Source organism: Sandarakinorhabdus sp. (assembly GCF_040398665.1).
Taxonomy (GTDB): domain Bacteria; phylum Pseudomonadota; class Alphaproteobacteria; order Sphingomonadales; family Sphingomonadaceae; genus Sandarakinorhabdus.
Genome location: NZ_JBBATQ010000002.1, coordinates 1 through 22,336, shown reverse-complemented (window position 1 = coordinate 22,336; position 22,336 = coordinate 1). Strand labels below are relative to the sequence as shown.

At 66.7% G+C, this 22,336-nt stretch carries 22 protein-coding genes; 4 read left to right on the top strand and 18 right to left on the bottom strand.

What is annotated here, in order from left to right; all coding sequences use genetic code 11:
* Positions 1–26: 26 nt before the first annotated feature.
* Genes ABWP22_RS02900 through ABWP22_RS02890 form a run of 3 tightly spaced genes read right to left on the bottom strand, consistent with a single transcriptional unit; the run spans position 27 to position 1,865 of the window.
* Positions 27–410 carry a cupin domain-containing protein gene (locus tag ABWP22_RS02900; RefSeq protein ID WP_353198444.1) on the bottom strand — a complete coding sequence of 128 codons (384 nt, stop codon included), beginning with the start codon at positions 408–410 and terminating at the stop codon, positions 27–29.
* 55 nt (positions 411–465) lie between these two features.
* Positions 466–1,491: a zinc-dependent alcohol dehydrogenase gene (locus ABWP22_RS02895; protein WP_353198869.1), complete on the bottom strand. Its 1,026-nt coding sequence runs from the start codon at positions 1,489–1,491 to the stop codon at positions 466–468.
* 5 nt (positions 1,492–1,496) lie between these two features.
* Entirely contained in the window at positions 1,497–1,865 is a 369-nt protein-coding gene (locus ABWP22_RS02890; protein WP_353198443.1) for a hypothetical protein, read from the bottom strand.
* 101 nt (positions 1,866–1,966) lie between these two features.
* Between ABWP22_RS02890 and ABWP22_RS02885 the strand changes: the two genes are divergently transcribed.
* Positions 1,967–2,821, top strand: a complete 855-nt coding sequence (locus tag ABWP22_RS02885; protein ID WP_353198442.1) for a LysR family transcriptional regulator — start codon at positions 1,967–1,969, stop codon at positions 2,819–2,821.
* Here the strand turns inward: ABWP22_RS02885 and ABWP22_RS02880 are convergent.
* A complete protein-coding gene (locus tag ABWP22_RS02880; protein ID WP_353198441.1) occupies positions 2,802–3,719 on the bottom strand; it encodes an NAD(P)-dependent oxidoreductase in 918 nt (305 codons plus the stop codon). The two genes, ABWP22_RS02885 and ABWP22_RS02880, sit on opposite strands and share 20 nt — an antisense overlap.
* Before the next feature lie 112 nt (positions 3,720–3,831).
* Between ABWP22_RS02880 and tgt the strand changes: the two genes are divergently transcribed.
* On the top strand, positions 3,832–4,983 hold the full coding sequence (gene tgt, locus ABWP22_RS02875; protein ID WP_353198440.1) for a tRNA guanosine(34) transglycosylase Tgt: 1,152 nt from the start codon (positions 3,832–3,834) through the stop codon (positions 4,981–4,983).
* Between the two features lie 172 nt (positions 4,984–5,155).
* Here the strand turns inward: tgt and ABWP22_RS02870 are convergent, their stop codons facing one another.
* The gene (locus ABWP22_RS02870) at positions 5,156–6,286 is read right to left on the bottom strand and encodes an NAD(P)/FAD-dependent oxidoreductase (RefSeq protein WP_353198439.1); all 1,131 of its coding nucleotides are present in this window, start codon (positions 6,284–6,286) and stop codon (positions 5,156–5,158) included.
* Positions 6,283–7,317, bottom strand: coding sequence for an alpha/beta hydrolase (locus ABWP22_RS02865; RefSeq protein ID WP_353198438.1), 1,035 nt, complete (start codon positions 7,315–7,317; stop codon positions 6,283–6,285). The genes ABWP22_RS02870 and ABWP22_RS02865 overlap by 4 nt, the downstream gene beginning before the upstream one ends.
* A 65-nt stretch (positions 7,318–7,382) precedes the next feature.
* Between ABWP22_RS02865 and ABWP22_RS02860 the strand changes: the two genes are divergently transcribed.
* Complete coding sequence (locus ABWP22_RS02860) at positions 7,383–7,682, top strand: hypothetical protein (protein ID WP_353198437.1); 300 nt, start codon at positions 7,383–7,385, stop codon at positions 7,680–7,682.
* Between the two features lie 90 nt (positions 7,683–7,772).
* Here ABWP22_RS02860 and ppdK read toward each other — a convergent pair whose 3' ends face one another.
* The 12 genes from ppdK to ABWP22_RS02800 all read right to left on the bottom strand — a co-directional run bounded on the left by ppdK (position 7,773) and on the right by ABWP22_RS02800 (position 21,536).
* Complete coding sequence (gene ppdK / locus ABWP22_RS02855; RefSeq protein WP_502951076.1) at positions 7,773–10,448, bottom strand: pyruvate, phosphate dikinase; 2,676 nt, start codon at positions 10,446–10,448, stop codon at positions 7,773–7,775.
* Between the two features lie 79 nt (positions 10,449–10,527).
* Positions 10,528–12,714: a glycine--tRNA ligase subunit beta gene (gene glyS / locus ABWP22_RS02850; protein ID WP_353198436.1), complete on the bottom strand. Its 2,187-nt coding sequence runs from the start codon at positions 12,712–12,714 to the stop codon at positions 10,528–10,530.
* A complete protein-coding gene (locus ABWP22_RS02845; protein ID WP_353198435.1) occupies positions 12,711–13,664 on the bottom strand; it encodes a glycine--tRNA ligase subunit alpha in 954 nt (317 codons plus the stop codon). The genes glyS and ABWP22_RS02845 overlap by 4 nt, the downstream gene beginning before the upstream one ends.
* A 35-nt stretch (positions 13,665–13,699) precedes the next feature.
* Complete coding sequence (locus ABWP22_RS02840) at positions 13,700–13,996, bottom strand: cytochrome c (RefSeq protein WP_353198434.1); 297 nt, start codon at positions 13,994–13,996, stop codon at positions 13,700–13,702.
* Complete coding sequence (locus ABWP22_RS02835) at positions 13,996–15,168, bottom strand: molybdopterin-dependent oxidoreductase (RefSeq protein ID WP_353198433.1); 1,173 nt, start codon at positions 15,166–15,168, stop codon at positions 13,996–13,998. The genes ABWP22_RS02840 and ABWP22_RS02835 overlap by 1 nt, the downstream gene beginning before the upstream one ends.
* Positions 15,169–15,393: 225 nt before the next feature.
* Entirely contained in the window at positions 15,394–16,494 is a 1,101-nt protein-coding gene (gene ychF, locus ABWP22_RS02830) for a redox-regulated ATPase YchF (RefSeq protein WP_353198432.1), read from the bottom strand.
* A 50-nt stretch (positions 16,495–16,544) separates the two neighbouring features.
* Positions 16,545–17,117: an aminoacyl-tRNA hydrolase gene (gene pth / locus ABWP22_RS02825; RefSeq protein ID WP_353198431.1), complete on the bottom strand. Its 573-nt coding sequence runs from the start codon at positions 17,115–17,117 to the stop codon at positions 16,545–16,547.
* A gap of 69 nt (positions 17,118–17,186) precedes the next feature.
* The gene (locus tag ABWP22_RS02820) at positions 17,187–17,783 is read right to left on the bottom strand and encodes a 50S ribosomal protein L25/general stress protein Ctc (protein ID WP_353198430.1); all 597 of its coding nucleotides are present in this window, start codon (positions 17,781–17,783) and stop codon (positions 17,187–17,189) included.
* 305 nt (positions 17,784–18,088) lie between these two features.
* Positions 18,089–18,475: a hypothetical protein gene (locus ABWP22_RS02815; RefSeq protein ID WP_353198429.1), complete on the bottom strand. Its 387-nt coding sequence runs from the start codon at positions 18,473–18,475 to the stop codon at positions 18,089–18,091.
* Positions 18,472–19,323, bottom strand: coding sequence for a TraB/GumN family protein (locus tag ABWP22_RS02810; protein ID WP_353198867.1), 852 nt, complete (start codon positions 19,321–19,323; stop codon positions 18,472–18,474). Before ABWP22_RS02810 ends, ABWP22_RS02815 begins: the two co-directional genes overlap by 4 nt.
* Before the next feature lie 41 nt (positions 19,324–19,364).
* Positions 19,365–20,888: an acyl-CoA synthetase gene (locus tag ABWP22_RS02805; RefSeq protein ID WP_353198428.1), complete on the bottom strand. Its 1,524-nt coding sequence runs from the start codon at positions 20,886–20,888 to the stop codon at positions 19,365–19,367.
* 21 nt (positions 20,889–20,909) lie between these two features.
* Positions 20,910–21,536 carry a Pr6Pr family membrane protein gene (locus tag ABWP22_RS02800; RefSeq protein ID WP_353198427.1) on the bottom strand — a complete coding sequence of 209 codons (627 nt, stop codon included), beginning with the start codon at positions 21,534–21,536 and terminating at the stop codon, positions 20,910–20,912.
* 110 nt (positions 21,537–21,646) lie between these two features.
* Between ABWP22_RS02800 and ABWP22_RS02795 the strand changes: the two genes are divergently transcribed.
* A complete protein-coding gene (locus ABWP22_RS02795; protein ID WP_353198426.1) occupies positions 21,647–21,976 on the top strand; it encodes a DUF6481 family protein in 330 nt (109 codons plus the stop codon).
* The last annotated feature ends 360 nt before the right edge of the window (positions 21,977–22,336 follow it).

Here is a 22,336-nt window from a genome sequence, read left to right as displayed (position 1 = left end):
TAGACTGAGATAACTGATTTTTCTGATCACCAGGCCTTCTGCAGTTCCACCACCATCACCTCGATCGGTTCCTTGCCGATGTTCACATCCTGATGCTGGGTCTTCGGGTTGGCCGGCAGCCAATAGGCCTTGCCACTCTCCCAGGTCTGAATGTCGGATTTGTCGGCGGCGGGGCCGGTTTCCTCGAGGATGTGCATGGTGCCGCCCTTCAGCGCGATGATGATGCGCGGATGATCATGGCGGTGCAGCGGCAGGGGATTGCCGGGTTGGATCAGGCTTTTCCACACCTTCACCTCATCATTGGCAAACTGCGGCGTGCGCCCGGTGGGGGCCTGCGCCTGCGCAAAGGCGAGGCCTGCGCCAAAACCCACCGCAAGCATGGCCGCGCCAACGCCAAATGTCTTCATCATGTCCCGCCTCCTGATTGTGCCGCACAAGTTTCGGGCAAGTGGCGCGGTTTGGCAATCAGGCGACGAACACGATCTTCGGCCCCGGATCGGCCATGGCGTCGCCGGCTTCGGCAAAGCCGGTCACGCGGTGGGTGACATGCGCTGGGTGCAGCGCCCCGCAGGCGATGCAGCCGAGCACGGCGGGCAGATGCGCACGCGAATCGACTCGCGCCGTCACCAGCGTCAGGCCGCGATAATAGGCCTCGGTCAACGGCACCGGGGTAAGTGGTGAAAGGTGAATGGCCACGCTGGTCAATACCCCGTTGCGCCCGGCCGATCGGATGGCAAAGGCCAGCGCCTCGGCCGTGCCGGCGGCTTCCACCACGATATCGAACAATTCCCTGGCGCGCCGGCCTTCGCCCAGGGCCAGCGGCTCGGTTTCGGCCCCCAATGTCGCAGCGCGGGCGCGACGACCGGCATCATCATCCAGATACAGCACGCGCCCGGCACCGGCCGCCACCGCACAGCCGGCCGCGTACAGCCCGACGCTCTGCGCCAGCCCGCCGATCACCAGCACGCTGGCGCCCGGTCGCGCCGCCAATTGCGGCCCCACCGCGCGCCAGCCGTCGGCGATATTGTCGCTGGCACTGGCCACCGTCACCGGATCGAGGCCATCGGGCAGCGGCACCAGCATATGATCGGCAAAGCGCACATGCATGGCACCGCTGAGCGCGCCGCCAAAATCGGTCCGCGGCGCCCCGCCCAGGCCATAATTGGCGAGCGGCGGATAGGCATCGCAACTGCCGGTGAAACCGCGCCGGCAGGCATCGCAGCGCCCGCAGCTCAACTGGAACGGCACCACCACGCGCTGCCCCGGCACCACGCCCGCCGCTGGCCCGGCTTCGATCACTTCCGCTACCGTCTCATGGCCAAAGGCGAACGGCCCGGCCAACGGCACGACGCCGGTGGCAATGTAGAGATCGAGATCACAGCGGGCGACGGCGAGCGGGCGGACAATCGCGTCTGTATCGGCGGCAAGGCGGGGCATCGCCACCTCGCGCCATTCGAACTGGCCGGGCTTCAGGAAATACAGCGCCTGCATTGCCGTCACCGCTTTGCCGCATTGTCGACGACCAATGGCACATCGAAATAGTAGACGCTGGCCGGGGCGCCCCAGCGCTTGAGCACGCCAGCCTTCCAGGCATCGTTGTACCAGGCCTGCGCGGCGGCGCGGCTTTCCCACAGGTAGATGCCACCGGCGCGGTTATCGTCGCCGATGGTGTAATATTTGCGGATCAGTCCGGCGCGGCCCTGATAATCACCGACACTGGCGGCAAAGGCCTGTTCCAATTGCGCGCGTGGCAGGCCGGCGGGCACGGGAACGGCGACCAGCACGGCGACCGGAGCCGCGGTGGCGGTGCCCGCCGCAAGCAGCGCACCCAGCAACAGGGTGGGGATCATTTTCGGCAGCATCATGTGGTTCCTTTCCGTCTGATGCCCCAAGGCTAGGCGCGGTGGGCATGTTCACGCTATGCACATCTGAGGAAACCAGCGTTGCATTATTGGAACGGTTCGCCATGGACATCGCCGAGCTGACCCTGCTGGCCGCGATCGGCCGCCTGCAATCGATCAGCGCGGCGGCGCGGGCCCGCGGCATTGCCATCTCCACGGCGACACGGCGGCTCGATGGCCTGGAGGCATCGTTGAAATTGCGCCTCGTCGATCGCCGCGCCGATGGCACACGGTTGACCGCTGAAGGCCAGCGCCTCGCCCTGCTCGCCGAACCCCTGGAAGCCCAGATCGCCAGCATCGAGCGCGCCGCTGCCGCGATGCGCAGCGGCGGCCCGCCGATGGTGCGGGTGACGGCCACCGAAACCATCATCGCCGATCGCCTCGCCCCCGCCCTGCCCTTTCTGTGGGCCCGCCATCCCGATCTTGGCCTCACCCTGCAAAGCCAGAGCGCCGTGGTCAGCCTGGCCGGACGTGAAGCCGACATCGCCGTGCGCATGGTCCGCCCCGAAGGCGCTGCGCTGATCATCCGGGCGTTGCCGGTGGAGCAGGTCGCGCTGTTCGCGTCGCCGCTGTGGCTGGCGGGGCGGGATCCCGCCGCGATCGACGCGAGCCAAGGCCCGATCCTCGCCTATGACGACAGCTACGGCCGCATCCCGGAAATGGCCTGGCTCGCCGGGTTGGGCCTCGCCCCTTCGGTCAAGCTCGCCACCGGTTCAACGCGGGCGCTGCTGTTGGCGACGCTGGCCGGCGCCGGCATCGGCCTGCTGCCGCGCCGCGCCGCGCTGGCGGCAGGGCTGATCGAGCTGCCCACCACCACGCCAGCGCCGCTGCGCACGCCTTGGCTGGCCGTCCACCGCGATGTACACCGGCTGCCGGCGGTGCGCGCGGTGAGCCGCTGGATCAGTGCCGCCTTTGGATGAGGTCGTCGTCCGCCGGCGCTTGCGTGCCTAGCGCCTGCACGACCGCTATCATGTCTGCTTCGGCCAGTCCGCGTGCGACCGACTGCTGATACAGTGCCATGCAGGCATTTGTGAGCGGCGCAGCAATGCCGGCGGTTTGCGCCGCTTCGGCAATCAATCGATTGGTTTCCAGCACGTTGCCGATCGCCGCCTGCGCTGCGAAGTCCCCAGCCAGCAATTTGTCGGCCTTTACCCGCGAAATGTCGCTGGCCATCTGGCTGGCGTTCACGATTGCGCCCCAGTTGGCCATGTCCAGCCCCAGGGCACGAGCGAAATTGGCCGATTCAGCCAGGCCGGTGATGCTGGCAATCAAGAAGATATTGACGGCAAGCTTCATCGTCAGTGCGCCTGGCACGGCGCCACAGGGCAGCACGGCCCGGCACATCGGCGCAAACAGCGGCTGCACACGCGCGACGGCAGCCGGATCGCCGCTCAGCATGGCCAGCAGCTGGCCGGCTTCTGCCGGCAACCGCGAACCCGAAACGGGCGCTTCGACATAGGCACCACCGGCCGCAACAATGTCTTGCTCCAGCGCCAGGGAATAGCCCGGTGACACGGTTGCCGGGTTGATGAGCGTGCGGCCCTGCACGTTGGCGGCAAAGCCTGTCGTGCCGCGCCTGATCACGGCGTCAATCGCAGCTGCATCCGCCAGCATCAGGAAGACAATCTCGCAGCGTGCCAACAGCGCGCTCGCCGTGGCCGCCACCTCTGCGCCGGCCGCCGCCAGCTGTGCACAGCGGTCGGGCGTGCGGTTCCAGACGATCATGGATTGGCCCGAACGGACCAGGTTCAGCGCCATCGGCTCCCCCATCGCGCCAAGACCGATGAAGCCCACGGGATTGGATCGATTTCCGGTCATCGGCACCGTATCCCTGCATCCAGAATGGGACAGATCATGGCGCAGTCGCCGCCCATTGCAAGCAGGTCGCCCGTTTTTGCGCCCGCCAACAAAGCCGGCTAAGCCCCGCAGAATGACAGACCCCCGTTTTCAGTTCGTCATCCACGCCCGCGACGGCAAGGCGCGCACCGGCACGATCCAGATGCGGCGCGGCGAAATCCGCACGCCGGCGTTCATGCCGGTGGGCACGGCCGCGACGGTGAAGGCGCTGCGCGCGTCCGAAGTGCGCGCGGCGGGGGCGGATATCATCCTGGGCAACACCTATCATCTGATGCTGCGGCCCACTGCGGAGCGGATTGCGCGGCTGGGCGGCTTGCACAGCTTCATGGGGTGGGAGCGGCCGATCCTGACCGACAGTGGCGGCTATCAGGTGATGAGCCTGTCCAGCCTGACCAAGCGCAGCGAGGAAGGCGTGACCTTTGCCAGCCATCTCGATGGCTCGCGCCATTTGATGAGTCCCGAACGCTCGATGGAAATCCAGCGCCTGCTCGGCAGCGATATCGTCATGGCCTTTGACGAGCTGGTAGCGCTGCCAGCGCCGCGTGAGGTGGTGCAGGCGGCCATGGACCGCTCCATGCGCTGGGCGGCGCGCAGCCGGGCGGCGTTCGATGCCGGCGCAAGCCATGCGGCGGGTGCAGCGCTGTTCGGCATCCAGCAGGGCGGGCTGGATGAACGGCTGCGCGCCGGATCCGCTGCGGCGCTACGCGCAATCGGTTTCGATGGCTATGCGATCGGCGGCCTGGCGGTGGGTGAAGGCCAGCCGGCGATGTTCGGCGTGCTGGATTATGCAACTGCGCAACTGCCGGAGGATGCGCCGCGTTACCTGATGGGGGTGGGCAAGCCCGATGACATCGTTGGCGCGGTGCAGCGCGGCGTCGACATGTTCGATTGCGTGTTGCCGACGCGGTCCGGGCGCAATGGCCAGGCCTTCACCCACGATGGCCCGCTCAATCTGAGAAACGCCGCCCATGCCGAGGATCTTCGCGTGATGGACGCGGATTGCCATTGCCCGGTGTGCCACGGACCGGAAGCCGCCAGCCGCGCCTATCTGCACCATCTCATCAAGGCCGGTGAAATGCTCGGCGCGATGCTGCTGACCCAGCATAATATCGGATTTTACCAGCAGTTGATGGCCGGCCTGCGCGGTGCGATTGCGGCCGGCGGGCTGGATGATTTCGCGGCGGGCTTCCTGGCGCGTTACAAGGCACGGGCGTCAAAGCCCTAAAATCCCTCCCCCTTTGCGGGGAGGGCGAGAGACGCCGAAGGCGGCCCGGGGTGGGGGTTGCGCCAGCGGGCATCGAAAGCAGGAACCCCCAGCCCCCCGGATCAAGTCCGGGGCAGGCTGCTCGGCTGGCGCCGAGCCGCATTCCCCGCAAGGGGGAGGGAGTTGAAGCGCATCAGTGGGCCAAAGCGGCCAGCACCCGCGTCGCCGCATAGGGTGCCGGATCGAGCGGCGGCGTCTGCCCCAGGATCAGCGCCGCGCACAGCCGCCCCGCCGCCGGCGCGGTCTGGATGCCGAAGCCGCCCTGCCCGGCGCACCAGAACAGGCCATCGACCGCGCCATCAAAGCCGAACAGCGGCGCCCGGTCCGGCGCGAAGCTGCGCAGGCCGGCCCAACTGCTTTCCAGCCGCTGCACGCGCACCGTGGTGGCGCGCTCGAACCGGTCGATCACCGTGGCGATGTCCAGATCGTCGGGCCGCACATCGTGGGCGACATCGGGCGTTTCATCATGGGGAGACAGCCAGAGCCGGCCGCCATCGGGCTTGAAATAAAACTGCCCGGCGGCGTCCATCACCACCATCAGATCGGCCGGCGGCGGCGGATCGATGCGCAGCACGGCCATCGACCGGCGCAGCGGCTGCACGCCGCGTGGGCGCGCGCCGGCCATGGCCGCCAGCCCATCGGCCCAGGCCCCGGCGGCGTTGACCAGCACCGGCGCCTGCACCACGCCGGCGCGGGTGATGATCTGCCACTGGCCGCCGCGGCGCTCCAGCCGTTCCACCTCGGCATTGCAGATCAAGGTCGGCCTGGCACCGCCGGCCCCGCGCAAGAATCCCTGATGCAGGCCGGCCACATCGATATCGTGGCAATCGGGTTCCAGCAGGCCCCGCTGCCGCCATTCAGGCCGCAGCATCGGTGCAGCGGACAGGGCGGCCATGGCGGCCGCATCCAGCCAGCGATAATCCACGGCGCCTTCATCGAATTCGGCGGCCATGCGCTCAAGCCCCTGGGGATCGTCCGGCGATTCGATTGTCAGGCCCGGGCGCAGCGACAGCAGCGGCGGAAAGCCGGCCGGCGGCGCGCCGAAAAAGTCCCGGCTGGCGCGCGACAACGGCACGATCTTGGGCCCGCCATAGCTTTCCACCCAGAAGGCCGCCGATCGCCCGGTGGTGTGATAACCGGGGCGATCCTCCATCTCGATAAGGGCAACGCGCAGGTGCGGCGCAGCCTCCAGCAAAGCCCAGGCGGTGCTGGCCCCGGCGATGCCGGCGCCGATGATGGCGATATCGAAATGCGCGTCTGTCATGATCCGAGGTCAAGAAAGTCCAGGGCGCGGGCGAGCACCTGGCTGCGCAGCGGTTCCGCTTCGCGCAGCAGCTCGTGGCCGGCGCCGGGATAATCGACGAACTGCGCGCCGGGCACGCGCTTGATCAGGGCGCGCGTGGCAGCGCTATCGACCAGCGCGTCCCTGGTGGGCAGCAACGCCAGCAGCGGCGTGGTAATGGCTTGCGCGACCCCGCGCCCGTTCAGTGCCGCGATGCTGGCCATGGCATCATCCAGCCAGCCCCAGGTCACGCTGCCCAGCGCCAGCGATGGAAATTGGCCGATCCACCAGCTTTCATCGCCATAGCGTTCAGGATCGCTGGTCAACATCGTCTGGCGGCGATCACCGGCCATGCCTTGCCGCCATGGCCCGCCGCCGATCACATAATCGCTGCCGCGCCCGCGCAGCATCTGAAGCGCCGTCAGCAGGCGGGCGAACAGCGACGCACTGGCCAGCCCGACCATCGGCGCGAGCACCACGGCGCGCGCCACATGTGCGCCGCCAGCGGCCAGATGGCGCAGCAGCAGATGCCCACCCATCGAATGCGCAAGCACATGCACCGGGCCATCCACGGCGGCCCATTCCAGCATCTGTTTCAGATCATCCAGCCACACGCCAAAACCGGGCGAGGCGCCGTGCTGCGGTGTCTTGCCCAGCCGCCGCGACAGGCCTTGCCCGCGCCAATCGAAGATCGCCACGCCCCAACCGGCCTCGGTGAGATCGTGCAGGGTTTCGCAATATTTCTCGGCGAAATCGGCGCGCCCGGTCAGGATCAGGATGGTGGGGCGACCAGGGTCACGCCCATCATTCCGGGGCAGCCAGCGCAAGGACCGCACCGGCCAGGCATCGCGCATCGGCACATAGGCACTGACCCCGCCCGGCGGCAACACGCGGCGGCGCACCAGCGGATCGCGCCAATCCGGCTCGGTGAGCCAGGCCTGCGCCAACGGGCCCATGCCGGGAACCGGCTGCACGACATAGGCGTCTTCGGGCCCAAGTTCGACATCGCTCATGTTGCCGTCGATAGCTTGCTGCGCCCATGCTTGCCAGCGCCTTGGTGACGCCATAGGCAGAGCGCATGCACATCGGGTTCAAGCTGCTGACCGGGGTGGCCGCCACTTTGGTGGTGGCGCGGGCCGGCGCCATGCTGCAGGGCCAGTCGTTGATGGCTTCGCTGTCCGGGGCGGCGGCCGATGCTATGGCCGCCGAACAGGTTGCCGATGGCAGCGTCAGCTTCCGCGCCGCCAGCGGCATGATCGGCCGCATCGCCCGCGTTTCGGGCACGGCAGACCCCGCCACCCGCGCCCGCGTGGTTGCCCACCTGCGCCAGCACCCCGGCATCGCCGATGCGATGTGGGTGGAAAGGACCGCGCCATGAGTTGGCTGTTCGGCGAAATCTGGCTGTTGGTGCTGGCCGGCTTTGCCGTCGGGCTGGTGACGGGCGCGTGGATCTGGCGGCGTTAGCGCCTTACCCCTTCTTCAACGCCGCCTGCGCCGCTGCCAGCCGCGCGATGGGCACGCGGTAGGGGGAGCAGCTGACGTAATCGAGGCCCAGGCCTTCGCAGAACAGGATGCTGGCCGGATCGCCGCCATGTTCGCCGCAGATGCCCAGCTTCAGATCGGGCTTGGTGCGGCGGCCGCGCTCGGCGGCCAGCGCAACCAGTTCACCCACGCCCTCTTCGTCGATCGAAACGAACGGGTCCTTCGGGTAAATGCCCTTTTCGACATACGGCACCAGGAAGCGGGCGGCGTCGTCGCGGCTGATGCCCAGCGTCGTCTGCGTCAGATCGTTGGTGCCAAAGCTGAAGAATTGCGCGTATTCCGCAATCTCGGCAGCACGCAGCGCGGCGCGCGGCAGTTCGATCATGGTGCCGACCATGTAATCCAGCGTGGTGCCGGTGGCGGCAAACACCTTCAACGCTTCGGCATCGATGGCAGCCTTGGTCAGTTCCAGTTCCTTGGGTGTCGCCACCAGAGGCACCATCACTTCGGGCACCACCGCCTCGCCGGTTTCCTGTGCCACCAGCACCGCCGCCTCGAAAATGGCGCGCGCCTGCATGGCATAGATTTCGGGATAGGTGATGCCCAGCCGGCAGCCGCGATGGCCGAGCATGGGATTGAATTCGTGCAGTTCGCCGATGCGACGGCGCACCACGGCTTCGGTCAGGCCCGTCGCCGCCGCCACATCGGCAAAGCCGGCATCATCATGCGGCAGGAATTCGTGCAGCGGCGGATCGAGCAGGCGGATAGTGCACGGCAAGCCGGCCATCACCCGGAAAATCTCGGCAAAATCGCTGCGCTGTTCGGGCAGAAGTTCGGCCAGCGCGGCCTCACGCCCGGCGGTGTCTTCGGCCAGGATCATGCGGCGCACCGCGGTGATTCGGCTGGGTTCGAAGAACATATGCTCGGTGCGGCACAGCCCGATGCCTTCGGCGCCGAACTGGCGGGCGACGCGGCAATCGGCCGGGGTTTCGGCATTGGTGCGGATCTTCATGCGGCGGTGGCGATCGGCCCACACCATCAGGATCCCGAAATCGCCGGACAGATCCGGGTCCACCGTCGGCACTTCGCCCAGCATCACATCGCCGGTGGCGCCATCGATGGTGATGCGATCGCCTTCATTGATGCGGCGGTTGCCGGCCAACATGGTGCGGCCCACCAGATCGATGCTGATGCTGCCGGCGCCCGACACGCAAGGGCGGCCCATGCCGCGCGCCACCACGGCGGCGTGGCTGGTCATGCCGCCACGCGCAGTGAGAATCCCGCGCGCCGCGTGCATGCCGTGGATATCTTCGGGGCTGGTTTCGGTGCGCACCAGGATCACGGCTTCGCCGGTGCGGGAGCGTGTTTCGGCGGTGTCACTGTCAAACACCACGGCGCCGCTGGCTGCTCCGGGGCTGGCCGGCAGGCCGCGGGCGATGATATCGCGCGGCGCCTTGGGATCGAGCGTCGGGTGCAGCAATTGATCGAGCGCGCTGGCCTCGACACGCAGCACGGCCTCGGCTTCGCTGATCAGTCCTTCGGCCACCATATCGACGGCGATCTTCAACGCGGCGCGGGCGGTGCGCTTGCCGGCGCGGGTTTGCAGCATCCACAGGCGGTTATCCTCCACCGTGAATTCGATATCCTGCATGTCGCGGTAATGGCCTTCGAGCAGATCGAAGACCCGGCCAAGTTCGGCGAACACCACCGGCATCGATTCTTCCATCGAGGCGGCCCTGGCACCGGCCTTTTCGCGAGCGCTCAGCGTCAGATATTGCGGGGTGCGGATGCCGGCGACGACATCTTCCCCTTGCGCGTTGATCAGATATTCGCCGTACCAGGCCTTCTCACCGGTCGACGGATCGCGGGTGAAGGCCACACCGGTGGCCGAGGTGTCACCCAGATTGCCGAACACCATCGCCTGCACATTCACGGCGGTGCCCCAGCTTTCGGGGATGTCGTTGAGCCGGCGATAGGTGCGGGCGCGATCAGAACGCCACGAACCGAACACCGCACCAATGGCGCCCCACAATTGCTCATGCGGGTCCTGCGGGAACGGCCGGCCGAGATTCTGCTCGACGATGGCCTTGTACCGGGCCACCAGGCCTTGCAGGTCGGCGGCGTCCAGCCCGGTATCCTGGGTGACGCCCTTGTCTTCCTTGGCGATTTCGAGCGCGTCTTCGAACAGATAATGGTCAAGTTCCAGCACGACATCGCCGTACATCTGGATGAAGCGGCGATAGCTGTCCCACGCAAAGCGCGCATTGCCCGATGCCGTGGCCAGGCCGGCGACGGTGGCATCGTTGAGGCCGAGATTGAGCACCGTATCCATCATGCCCGGCATCGAAACGCGCGCGCCGGAGCGGACGGAGACCAGCAGCGGATTCACGGGGTCGCCGAAGGTCTTGCCGGTGGTCGTTTCGATGAACTTCAGCGCATCGAGCACCGCGGCCTGCACATCATCGGGCAGGCGGCCGCCGGCATCATAATAGGCAGCGCAGACATGGGTGGCGATCGTGAGCCCGGGGGGCACCGGCAACCCGATGCCAGCCATTTCGGCCAGATTGGCGCCCTTGCCGCCGAGCAGTTCCTTCTGGCGGGCATCGCCCTCCGCCATGCCGCCACCGAACTTGAACACTGATTTGAACACTGATTTGGTCATGCTGCCCTGAATCCCTGCTATGTGGCTTTCAACATGCCCATGCGCCGCGAACCACCCCTGCCCGCAACGGCATTTGCCATCAACCTTCAATCTTCGAAAAATCCGCCACCCCATGCACCGCATCGCGGAACCGCGCCAGCAACGCCAACCGCCGCGCGCGGATGGCCGGATCGGGATCGTTGACCATCACATCGGTGAAGAAGGCATCCACCGGCGCGCGCAACGACGCGAGCGCCGCCATGGCGTCGGTGAAGTATTCGTCGGCGACGGCTTGCGTTGCGGTGGGCAAGGCGAGGTCGAGCGCGCTGGCGAGCGCCGCCTCACTTCCTTCTCCCCTCCCGCTTGCGGGAGGGGCCGGGGGTGGGCCTTCTTTCTCCGCCGCCTTCAAGATATTCGCCGCCCGCTTGTAGCCGGCGAGCAGATTGATGCCCTCATCCGTCTCCACAAACGCCTGCAACGCCTTCACGCGGGCCAGCAGGCGGACGAGATCGTCCTCACCGCCAAGGGCGAACACGGCGTCGATCAGGTCGTGACGCACGCCGGCTTCGCGCTGCTGGACCTTTAGGCGGTCGGCGAAGAAGTCGAGCAGCTTCGGCGTCGCCTGAGTTGCAAGCGGTTCACCGATCGCAACTCGAAGCAGTGGGCGAAGCGGCAGCCTGATATCGTTCTTCAGCACAATCTGAATGATGCCCAAAGCCGCGCGGCGAAGTGCAAATGGGTCCTTGGACCCGGTGGGGTATTCGCCGACTGCGAAGAATTGACCTAACGTATCCAACTTGTCCGCCAACGCCACCGCCACACTCACCGGCGCGGTCGGCACGTCATCGCCCTGCCCGACCGGCTTGTAATGGTCGCGGATGGCGTCCGCCACAGCGGGGTCCTCGCCGATGCTGAGCGCCAGGTAGCGGCCGATCTGGCCTTGCAGTTCAGGGAATTCACCGACGGTGGCGGAGACGAGATCGGCTTTGGCGAGGCGGGCGGCGCGGGCGGCGAGTGCGGTCACCTCTCCCCCCTGGGGAGAGGTCGAGAGACGACGCGCAGCGGCGGCCCGGGAGAGGGGCTGGGTGCTGCCTGTGGCCGCCCCCTCTCCCGCCGCCTGCGGCGGGTCGACCTCTCCCCCAAGGGGAGAGGTGATGTGATCCCACAGCCACGTCGCCAGCGCTTCCACACGCGCGACCTTGTCCGCCACCGTGCCAAGCTTCTCGTGGAAAACGATATTCTCCAGCTTGGGCAGGAACGCCTCCAGCCCGCCGGCGCGAACGGTGGCCAGATCCTGTTCCCAGAAGAAGCGCGCATCCGAAAGCCGCGCTGACAGCACGCGCTGGTTTCCGCCCACGATGGCGGTGCCGCCGTCGCTGGCGACAAGATTGGCGACGCAGATGAACGCCGGAGCGAGCGCCCCTGCCGCATCGGCCAGCGCGAAATATTTCTGGTTGGTGCGCATCGTCAGCACGATCACCTCGCGCGGCACCGACAGGAAATCCGGATCGAAGCGGCCCAACAACGGCACCGGCCATTCGGTGAGGCCGGCATTTTCCGCGACCAGGCCATCATCGGGGATCAGCGCCAGCCCGGCCTCCCGCGCCAGTTCGGCCGCGCGCGCGGCGATGAGCGTACGGCGTTCGGCGCTGGACGCGATCACATGCGCAGCGCGCAATTGCGCCACATAGGTTTCGGCGCTGTGGATATCGAGCGGCCCCGGCGCGTGGATGCGGTGGCCCTGCGTGGCGCGCCCGGACGTGACGCCATGCACCGTCAGCGGCACCACCGCATCGTGCAGCAGCGCCACAATGCCGACCAGCGGGCGCACCCAGCGCGGGCTTGCCGTGCTATGGCTGGCGGCGCCCCAGCGCATCGATTTGGGCCAGGCGAAATCGCGGATGATCTGCGGGATCACCTCGGCCAATATGTCCGCCGCGCTGCGGCCTTCGCGGCGCAGCATGGCGAACAGCACCACGCCCTTGCCGGTGTCGCGCTCTTCAAGCTGGTCGCGGGTCAGGCCCGTCTTTTTCAGGAAGCCGTCGATGGCCTGCGCCGGTGCATCGACGCGCGGGCCTTTCAGTTCCTCGGCGCTGCCGGCGCTGGCGGCGGCAAGATCGTCCGCGATCAGCCACAGGCGGCGCGGGGTGGCGTCGGCCATCACCGCGCCGTGGGTGAGGCCAGCGGCCTTCAGCGCATCGACAAAACGCGTGCGCAGTTGTTCGGCGGCCGCCGCCTGCATGCGCGCCGGGATTTCTTCGGACAGGATTTCGAGGAGGAAATTCATGCTCTCCCCTCCCCTTCAGGGGAGGAGTCGGGGGTGGGGAATGACGCGCTCGGTCTCCCCGGCCCCACCCCCAGCCCCTCCCCTGAAGGGGAGGGGAGTTGTTGGCTCACCCACACATCCGCCACGGCCTTCACCAGATCACGCACGCGGCCGATATAGGCCTGGCGTTCGGCCACCGAAATCACGCCGCGCGCGTTCAGCAGGTTGAAGAGGTGGCTGGCCTTGATCGCCTGATCATAGGCCGGCAGCGGCAATCTGGCCGCCACCAGCGCCCGGCATTCTTCGGACACATCCTTGAAATGCTGGAACAGACGCTCGGTATTGGCATGTTCGAAATTATAGGCGCTGAACTGCTGCTCCTGTTTCAGGAACACGTCGCCATAGCTGACGCCGGCATCGTTGTAGGCCAGATCATAGATACTGTCCTTGCCCTGGATATACATGGCCAGCCGTTCGAGTCCGTAGGTGAGCTCGCCCGCCACCGGTGCGCAATCGATGCCGGCAACCTGCTGGAAATAGGTGAACTGGCTCACCTCCATGCCATCGCACCACACTTCCCAGCCCAGGCCCCAGGCACCAAGTGTGGGGCTTTCCCAGTCATCCTCGACAAAGCGGATATCATGTCTGGCGCGGTCGATGCCGATGGCGTCGAGGCTGCCGAGATACAGCCCGATCAGATCGGGCGGGGACGGTTTCTGGATGACCTGAAACTGGTAATAATGCTGCAAGCGATTGGGGTTTTCGCCATAGCGCCCATCCGACGGCCGCCGGCAGGGCTGCACATAACAGGCGTTCCAATGATCAGGGCCCAGGCTGCGCAAAGTGGTGGCAGGGTGGAAGGTGCCGGCACCGACTTCCAGATCATAGGGTTGCAGAATCACGCAGCCATGACTGCCCCAATAGGACTGCAAGGCCAGGATCATGGACTGGAAGGAAAGCGACTTGCTCACGGTGCATGGCCCTTAGCGGGCGCAGCATGAGCTGGTCAATCGGCGACCAGCCAATCGAGGATGGCGGCATCGTCGGCCGGATTGATCGGCGCGCCATAAACGGCGCGCATCTTGGTGATCGTCTCGCCCCACTGCACGCGCGTCAGACGCGGCTGCGCCGTGATCATCCCGGCACTGTGGCAGGCCAGGCAATTGGCGTTGACCGCAACAGACGACACGCCATAGCGTTCGGGCAGCGGGCCATCGGCGTCGGGCAACGCCACACTGAGCGGGCGGCCGGGCGGCGCAGCCGCGAGCAGCAAGATCGCACCCAGGGCAAGCACCATACGCATCAGCTGATCTCCACCGGCACCGGTTCAACCCCGGCGCGATTATAACCCGATGGATTCCAGTTCTGCCGCACGGGTTGGGTTTCGCCCGCCGCGTTGGTGGCGCGCGCCAGAATGACATGGCGGCCTGGCGGCAGCGCCAGCGCGCCCAGAAAGCGCCGGAACGCAAAACGGCCATGATCGGGGCCAAGCTGCGCCGACAGCCAGGTGGCGCCGCCATCGGCCGAAAGCTCAACCGACTTCACCCCCTGATCGCCGCCCAGCGCCACGCCCCGCACCGGGGTGAAGCTGCGCGCCGGCAGCTTGGCGCCGCCGCTGATACTGGTGATGATGGCGCGCGGGCGCATGGTGGTGACCGGCACGCGCCGACCGGGCGGGGTACCAGGCGCGATATCCGCCAGCGCATTGTCCGGCTGCAGATAGGCCTTGGTCATCCAATAGCCATCATCGGGCTTGTCCAGCACGGTGATGCGATCCAGCATCTTGATCCAGTAAGTGCTGTACCAGCCCGGCACCACCAGCCGCAGCGGAAAGCCATTCAGCAATGGCAGCGGCTGGCCATTCATGCCCCAGGCGATCATGACATCGTCGCTGAGCGCATGATCGAAGGGCAGCGATTTTTCAAAGGCTGGCGCGCTGTCGGTGAGCGGCGCATCCAGCCCGCCGAAGCGCACCGCCGCCGCACCAGCCTGCACCCCGGCCAAGGCGAGCACGTCTTTCAACCGCACACCTTCCCACAAGGCATTGCCCATCGCGCCGTTGCCCCATTGTGCGCCTGGGATGCGCGGGTTGAACAGACCGCGGCCGTTGCCGGCGCACTGGTTGACCGCCGCAATGGCCACACGCGGCAACCGGGCAAGATCAGCCAGCGACAGGGAGAGCGTCTTGCGGACATGACCGGTCACCGCCAGCCGGTGCTGCGCCGGATCGATCTCCAGCGGAAACGGATGGTGCCAGCGCACGAAGAAGCGATCATTGGGCGTGAAATCCGCAGTATCGAACACGTCGATCGGGGTTTCCAGCAGCGGCGGGCTGGACCGCTGCAGGATCATCGCGCCCTTCTGCGGGAAGGCGCTGGTGAGAAGGCGCATCGGGTTGTCGCTGAAGCCCAGATCGACTTGCGCCATCGCCGGTGTGGCCAGCGCGGAGACGATCAGGGTGCGACGTGTGAGCATGGGGATGGTGTAGCCGGTGGGTTGGGGTCTGTCACGCGGAGCTGCGGCCGGTTGAGCGCGGCCGGCGGCAAAGCCGCCGAGTCCGCTGGGGTGGTCCACAAGGAAGGAAGAAAGAGCGTGGCAGAGCCACGCCGTCGAAGCTGTTCGGATGGCAGGAGCGCCATCCGCCAGCCCGGCCGTGCTTGCGCGAGCCAGGCGGCGGCACGCCGCCAGCCGCGCTGCGCATCACGCACCATGCAATATATGCATCACATCCCCATCCACCACGACATAGTCCTTGCCTTCCGCCCGCAGCCGGCCGGCATCCTTGGCCGGCCCTTCGCCGCCCAGCGTCACATAATCATCAAAGGCGATGGTTTCGGCGCGGATGAACTTCTTCTCGAAATCGCCGTGGATTTCACCCGCCGCCTGCGGGGCACGTGCGCCTTTCTTGACGGTCCAGGCGCGGGCTTCCTTGGGGCCGACGGTGAAGAAGGTGATCAGGCCGAGCAAGGCATAAGCGGCGGTCACCACGCGGGTCAGGCCGGTTTCGGCCAGGCCCAGCGATTCCAGATATTCCTGGCGGTCGGCCGGTTCCATGGTGGCAATCTCTGCCTCGATCGCGGCGGAGACGACCACGGCGCTGGCGCCGATGCTGGCGGCCATCTTCGCCACTGCCGCGCTGTGGGCATTGCCGCTGGCGGCGCTGGCCTCCTCGACATTGCAGATATACAGCACGGGCTTGGTGGTGAGCAGTTGCGCGTTCTTCAGGGCGCGCGCTTCTTCCTCGTCCTTGGCTTCGGTCAGTCGGGCGGGCTTGCCCTGTTGCAGCAGTGCCAGCGCCTGGCCGAGCACCGCGGCCTGCACCTTGGCCTCCTTGTCGCCCTGCGCAGCCTTTTTCTGCAACTGCGGCACGCGCTTTTCCAGGCTCTCCAGATCGGCGAGCATCAGCTCGGTCTCGACCGTTTCGGCATCTTCCACCGGGTCCACGCGGCCGGCGACATGGGTGACATCGTCATCCTCGAAACAGCGCAGCACATGGCAGATGGCGTCGGTTTCGCGGATATTGGCGAGAAACTGGTTGCCCAGCCCCTCCCCCTTCGACGCGCCCTTCACCAGCCCGGCGATATCAGTGAAGCCCAGTTGCGTTTCGATGATCTTCTGGCTTTTCGCGATGGCCGCCAGCCGATCGAGCCGCGCATCGGGCACCGCGACATTGCCGACGTTCGGCTCGATCGTGCAGAACGGATAATTCGCCGCCTGCGCTGCCGCCGTTTGGGTGAGCGCGTTGAACAGGGTGGATTTGCCGACATTGGGCAGGCCGACGATACCGCAGCGGATGGGCATTTTGGTGTTCCGGATGAAAGGGGTTTGCGCGGCTCTCTAGAGCGCGGGTGTCACGCCTGCAACCGCAGCGCCACATCCGACAGGTAACGCGCCTCATCGCCGGCCAGCAGGGTCGGCAATTCGGCGGCCATCACGCCCAGCAGATCGGCGAGCGGCTCCAGTTCCACCTTGGCGAAATTGCCCAGCACATGCCCGGTCACGCGGTCCTTGTGGCCGGGGTGGCCGATGCCGATCCGCACCCGCCGCCAATCGGGGCCGAGATGCGCGTCGATGGAGCGGATGCCGTTATGCCCGGCCGCGCCGCCACCGTGCTTCAGCTTGAGCTTGAACGGCGCCAGATCGAGCTCGTCATACAGCACGGTCAGCGCCGTGGCCGGATCGAGCTTGAAGAAGCGTATCGCTTCCGCAACGCTGCGCCCCGACTCGTTCATGAAGGTCGCGGGTTTCAGCAGCAGCAGCTTGTGCGGGCCGATACGACCTTCGGCGGCGAGGCCTTGGAATCGCGGCTTGAACGGGCCGATGTTCCACTGCGCGGCTATGGCGTCCACCGCCATGAAGCCGACATTGTGCCGATGCAGCGCATATTGCGCGCCGGGATTGCCGAGGCCGACCAGAATTTGCATGGCCGGGATACCCCAATCCTGCGAACCAACGTCGCGCCCCGCCGGATCGACAGGGCGCGACGGCTGGGATTACGCCGGAGTGGCTTCTTCGCTGCGCATCGCCTTGGGCGCAACGATGGTGGCGATGGTCAGGCCGGTGTCACGGCCGTGCGGCTTTACGCCGGCCGGCAGCACCACATCAGCAATGTGAATCGACGCGCCGATGGCGAGGCCGGCCACATTGACCGTCACTTCGTCCAGGATGTTGTCGCTGGGGCAATCCAGCTTCAATTCGTGGGCGACGATGTTCAGCATGGCGCCGGCCTTGATCGCGGACGATTCGTCCTGGCCGACGAAGTGCACCGGCACGGTCACGGTGACCAGCTCGCTGCCCGACAGGCGCAGGAAATCGACATGGATCGGGCGGTCGCTCACCGGGTGGAAGGCGACATCGCGCGGCAGGGTGCGGATGGTGGTGCCATCCAGCTCCAGCTCGACCACGGCGCTCATGAAATGGCCGGTGTGCAGCTGGCGAACCAGCAGCTTTTCTTCGATGTGGATGGTGGTCGCGGCTTCGCCGGCGCCATAGATCACGGCCGGGACACGGCCTTCGCGGCGGATCGCGCGGGAGGCTCCCTTGCCTGCCTTGGCACGAACTTCGGCCGCGAGCTTCACGGTAATGCTCATTGCTCGCTCCTGATTGGTCAATCGCGGTGCCACTCCGCCTCCAGGGATGCGAAAATGGTGGTGGCCACGCGAAGGGCGGCGCTTAGGCGAAGCGACGGCAAAAGGCAAGCGATAGGCTCGATTGCAGTCTTGACGAAGTATCCTGGCGCCTCCCCCCCCTGCGGGGAGGGCGACCCGGCGCCAGCCGAGCGGGGTGGAGGTTCCACCAGTGGCCGCACAAGAGACCCCCACCCCGCTCGCGCCAAGAGGCGCGAGTCGCCCTCCCCGCAAGGAGGAGGGAATTGAACGCTTCAGCTCAAAGGCGCTCAGGGCGCGGCGTTGTCGGTGTAGCTGTCCATCTTCACCGCGCCGGCTTCGTTCACCAGCACGAACAATTCCGACACCGGGCCGCGGTCATAGCGCGCCTGCCAATCGATGCTTGTGTGTTCGTCCGCGCTGGTCACGCTGGCGGCGCGGCCGTCCAGATAGCGGCCATGCCGGGCGCTGATCGCCCGGAACGCCCGCGCCGTGCCGATGCCGGGGCGCAGGTTGCGCGTCGATTGGCTGAGCAGGCCATCGATGGCGGTGGTGTCGCCAGCATTGAGAGCGACATGGAACCGGTCGATCACCGCCACGCTGTCGGCCTCGCCCGGCGCACGGCTGCATGCCGCCAGCATTGCGGGCAGCATCAGCAGGGGCAACAACCGCCTCATTCCACCCGCCGCACGCGCAAGCCCCGCGCCGTGAGCAGCGCAATCAGGCTGTCTGGCCCGGCCATATGCGCCGCGCCCACCGCCACGAACACGGCGCCGGGCTGCGCGGCGCGCTTTGCCAGCCAATCCGCCCAGGCGATGTTGCGGCGGGTGATCAGCGCCGCCGCAAGTGCTGGCGACAGGCTGCCATCATCGAATTCCGCGCGGATGCGCTCGACATCGCCAGCCTCCCATGCCTTCAACAGCGCACGCACTTCATCCTGCGCGGCGCCGGCATCGATGACTGCCGAACCCAGCAGCAGGCGCTGTTCGGATTCAGGCAGCGCATCGAACAGGCCGAGCTGAAATTCGGCGGTTTCCAGAGCGACCACCGGTTTGTCTGCCGTTCGGGCCATGGCGATCAGGGCGCGATCGACGCCATCGGCCGGGTCCAGCCCGCTGCGCTGCATGTCGACGGCCAATATGGTGATGGCGGCCAGCCAGCTCTTGTATTGATCGAGGCTGCCGGCGGACATGCCCAGCCCCAGCATATGTGATGCCAACTTCGGCCGCAGATCGGGCGGCAATCGGCTGGCCAGCGGGATCGGCGCCGGCAGCCGCCCCAAGCGCTGCACCACGCTGGCCATGGCGACCGCATCGCCGCTGTTGGCGACCTCCACCACCAATGTGCCGGCGCTGGTGAAGGCGGCGCGCGCCGCATCGCTCATCCACGCCTTTCCCGGCGGCAGCGCGTGCACCGTGCCATAAAGCGTGATGCGCGCGGCTCCACCTTCCACCTGCCACATTGCCGGCGCGGCCAGCGCCGGCGCGGCCAGCAGCAGCGCAAGCACCAGATGGAAGAGACGCATCACGATGGACCGGCATAACAGGCCGGGCCGTTTGGGCAAGATCAGGCGCTCTTGGCCCAATATTCATCCTTGAGCAGCCGCTTGTAGAGCTTGCCGGTATCATGCCGCGGCAGCTCGGCGCGGAAATCGATGCGCTTGGGGCATTTGACGTGGCTGAGCCGCCCGCGCACGAATTCGATGAGTTCGGCCTCCAGATCCGGGCCAGCGCGGGCCATGTCGCGCGGCTGCACCACGGCGTGCACGGCTTCGCCCATCACATCGTCGGGAATGCCGAACACCGCGACGTCGACGACGTCCGGGTGCAGGGTCAGGGCGTTTTCGGCTTCCTGCGGATAGATGTTCACCCCGCCCGAAATGATCATGAAGGCGGCGCGGTCGGTGAGGAACAGATAGCCGTCCTCATCCACATGCCCGATATCGCCGAAGGTGGCGCCATGCTCGCTCATCACGCTCGCCGTCTTCGCCGGATCATTGTGGTAACTGAACGATCCGCCGCCGTGGAAGAAGATGCGCCCGGTCTGGTTCGGGCCCAACAAAGTGCCGTCATCATCGAGCACGCGGACCTGACCGAGAATGGATTTGCCGACGCTGCCCGGCCGCGCCAGCCATTCCTGCGGGGAAATCGCGGTGAAGCCGGCGCCTTCGGTGGCGCTGTAATATTCGTAGATTACCGGGCCCCACCAGGCCAGCATCGCCTGCTTCACATCCACCGGGCACGGCGCGGCGGCATGGATGGCGACCTTCATTGAAGACACGTCATGGGCCGCGCGCACATCTTCGGGCAGTTTCAACATGCGCACGAACATCGTCGGCACCAACTGGCTGTGCGTGATGGCGAAGCGTTCGACCAGCGCCAGATAGGTTTCCGGATCGAATTTCTCCATCACCACCACGGTGCCGCCGAACTTGTGCACCGCCATGCAATAACGCAGCGGCGCCGCGTGATAGAGCGGCGCCGGCGACAGATACATCATGCCAGGCGCGAACTGATACAGCGCCGCCACCAGCCCGGACAGCGCATCGACCTGATCGATCGGCCCTTCAGGCAGATTGCCCCGCACACCCTTGGGCCGGCCGGTGGTGCCGCTGCTGTACAGCATGTCGCGCCCGGTGCTTTCATCGGCGATGCGGGTTGTGGGCAGGCCGGCAACGGCATCGGCCAACCGCACGCAGCCGGCCGCGCCAGCCGCCGTGCACAGGCGCGCGCCGAGATCGAGCCCGGGCGTTGCCGCCACGGCCACCGCCGCCAGTGCCGGTGAACAGAAGATCGCCTTTGCGGCAGAATCCTGGGCGATATAGCCGGCTTCCTCGGCGTTCAGCTTGGTGGACATGGCAACGAAGATCAGCCCACAACGCTGCGCGGCCCAGCAGATCGGCAGATAATCGATTTCGTTGTGCATCAGGATGGCGATGGTGTCGCCGCGCACCAGACCGAGGCCGCGCAGCAGATGCGCCACACGGTTCGATTCGGCCTCGAGCTGGGCATAGCTGAGCATCTGGCCGCTGCCAGCCATGATGATCGCCGGTGTGTCCGGCTGCGCGGCGGCGTGGTGGAACGGATGCATGCGCGTCTCCCCAAATCAGGCTCAGGCCGGCCGGCGCCGGTCCCATAGAATTGCCATCGCCATCAGCACGGCAAACAGCGCGGCAAGGCCGGTCATGTTCAGCATCACCTGGCCCCAGCCCAGTTTGCCGGCATCGATGAAGAAATAGGCATAGCGTCCCGTCTGCCCGCCAACCCACAACGAAAAACCACAATAGGCCAACGGCAGCGGCAGCACCACTGCCAGATGCCGCCAGCGCAAATGCCCGGCCGGGCGCAGCCACAGCCACCATGAAGCCCAGGCCAGCGGTGTGATGATGTGGAACACCACGTCCACCGCCTGGCGCAGCCACGTGGGCGGATGGTTCAGGCCCGCAAGCAGCGTGTTGTAGATGATGCCGACGACCACGATCCACGCTGTGCTCGCCGCCAACAGCGCCGGGTGCGCGAGGCCAGTGGCGCGCCCACCCAGCCCGGCCTGCACCGCGATCAACGCCACCGCCGTGTTCGACCAGATGGTGAACCAGCCAAAGAGCACCGCGGCAGCGCGCACCGGATCACGGTCGCGTTCCACCACATCCAGGCCGAATTGGGTCAGCAGCGCGCAGCCAGCCAGCATCGCGATGCCGGCAGCAGCAATGCGGGCGCGCGGATGCAGCCTGTCGTTCATGTATCCTTGCTATCGCAAGCGCCGGCCAGCGCAAAGCCTGTTGGGATAGGGGGGATCACCCGTGCCGTTCATAGTTGCGGCAGCACCCCTGAGCGGTTAAAGCAGCGGGCATGTTCAAACTCCCCGACCACAATGACCGCGCCAAGACGGCGGCCGAAGCCCGCCTGGCCAAGCTGGAAAAGTTCAAGCAAGCCGCCCCGCCCAGCGAAGAAGCCCTGGCCGCCAGCAAGGCTCGCGCCGACAAGCGCGCCCAGAAGGAAGCTGAAGCCAAGGCCGCCCGCGCCGAGCGCGCCCGCCAGCAGGCCGAAGAAAAGAAGATCCGCGAAGCCCAGCGTGAAAAGGCCGTCGAGCAGGCCCGGCTGGAAGCCATTTCCCGCGAAGCCGCCCAGAAGGCCGCCCGCGACGCGCGCTATGCGGCGCGCAAGCAGCGGATCAAGTAAACCCACGAGAGCATTGAATTTGTGGCTTCCCGGCTCCCGCCCCCGTGCGGGGGCGGGCCGCTCGGCGCCAGCCAAGCGGGGTGGGGTCCCGCCTTTGGTGACATAAGGCGCAACCCCCACCCCGTGGCCTCGCCTACGGCTCGTCACTCGCCCTCCCCGCAAGGGGGAGGGAGTTGGATCTCCCTGGAGCGATTTCCGACCAAGTTGGATCACCGTCATCGCCCTATCGGGCGACCCCTTCGGGGCGGGGCGGATTTGGCCCAACTTGGTCGCAAAACGCTCTAGAGCGGATTTCGACGTCGCTGAATCGATGGGGGATTCCCAAAGCGGCTGATTTCTGATTCAGAATCCTTGCTGGTG

What these genes read in the sequence shown, in the direction of transcription:
- ABWP22_RS02815 (WP_353198429.1), bottom strand. Translation starts at nt 18,475, where the DNA reads ATGAGGCGGTTGTTGCCCCTGCTGATGCTGCCCGCAATGCTGGCGGCA.
- ABWP22_RS02805 (WP_353198428.1), bottom strand. Translation starts at nt 20,888, where the DNA reads ATGCATCCGTTCCACCACGCCGCCGCGCAGCCGGACACACCGGCGATC.
- ABWP22_RS02890 (WP_353198443.1), bottom strand. Translation starts at nt 1,865, where the DNA reads ATGATGCTGCCGAAAATGATCCCCACCCTGTTGCTGGGTGCGCTGCTT.
- glyS (WP_353198436.1), bottom strand. Translation starts at nt 12,714, where the DNA reads ATGAATTTCCTCCTCGAAATCCTGTCCGAAGAAATCCCGGCGCGCATG.
- ABWP22_RS02870 (WP_353198439.1), bottom strand. Translation starts at nt 6,286, where the DNA reads ATGACAGACGCGCATTTCGATATCGCCATCATCGGCGCCGGCATCGCC.
- ABWP22_RS02895 (WP_353198869.1), bottom strand. Translation starts at nt 1,491, where the DNA reads ATGCAGGCGCTGTATTTCCTGAAGCCCGGCCAGTTCGAATGGCGCGAG.
- ABWP22_RS02865 (WP_353198438.1), bottom strand. Translation starts at nt 7,317, where the DNA reads ATGAGCGATGTCGAACTTGGGCCCGAAGACGCCTATGTCGTGCAGCCG.
- ABWP22_RS02900 (WP_353198444.1), bottom strand. Translation starts at nt 410, where the DNA reads ATGATGAAGACATTTGGCGTTGGCGCGGCCATGCTTGCGGTGGGTTTT.
- ppdK (WP_502951076.1), bottom strand. Translation starts at nt 10,448, where the DNA reads ATGACCAAATCAGTGTTCAAATCAGTGTTCAAGTTCGGTGGCGGCATG.
- ABWP22_RS02885 (WP_353198442.1), top strand. Translation starts at nt 1,967, where the DNA reads ATGGACATCGCCGAGCTGACCCTGCTGGCCGCGATCGGCCGCCTGCAA.
- ABWP22_RS02800 (WP_353198427.1), bottom strand. Translation starts at nt 21,536, where the DNA reads ATGAACGACAGGCTGCATCCGCGCGCCCGCATTGCTGCTGCCGGCATC.
- ABWP22_RS02880 (WP_353198441.1), bottom strand. Translation starts at nt 3,719, where the DNA reads ATGACCGGAAATCGATCCAATCCCGTGGGCTTCATCGGTCTTGGCGCG.
- ABWP22_RS02840 (WP_353198434.1), bottom strand. Translation starts at nt 13,996, where the DNA reads ATGCGTATGGTGCTTGCCCTGGGTGCGATCTTGCTGCTCGCGGCTGCG.
- ychF (WP_353198432.1), bottom strand. Translation starts at nt 16,494, where the DNA reads ATGCCCATCCGCTGCGGTATCGTCGGCCTGCCCAATGTCGGCAAATCC.
- ABWP22_RS02810 (WP_353198867.1), bottom strand. Translation starts at nt 19,323, where the DNA reads ATGCGTCTCTTCCATCTGGTGCTTGCGCTGCTGCTGGCCGCGCCGGCG.
- ABWP22_RS02795 (WP_353198426.1), top strand. Translation starts at nt 21,647, where the DNA reads ATGTTCAAACTCCCCGACCACAATGACCGCGCCAAGACGGCGGCCGAA.
- ABWP22_RS02860 (WP_353198437.1), top strand. Translation starts at nt 7,383, where the DNA reads ATGCACATCGGGTTCAAGCTGCTGACCGGGGTGGCCGCCACTTTGGTG.
- pth (WP_353198431.1), bottom strand. Translation starts at nt 17,117, where the DNA reads ATGCAAATTCTGGTCGGCCTCGGCAATCCCGGCGCGCAATATGCGCTG.
- ABWP22_RS02835 (WP_353198433.1), bottom strand. Translation starts at nt 15,168, where the DNA reads ATGCTCACACGTCGCACCCTGATCGTCTCCGCGCTGGCCACACCGGCG.
- tgt (WP_353198440.1), top strand. Translation starts at nt 3,832, where the DNA reads ATGACAGACCCCCGTTTTCAGTTCGTCATCCACGCCCGCGACGGCAAG.
- ABWP22_RS02820 (WP_353198430.1), bottom strand. Translation starts at nt 17,783, where the DNA reads ATGAGCATTACCGTGAAGCTCGCGGCCGAAGTTCGTGCCAAGGCAGGC.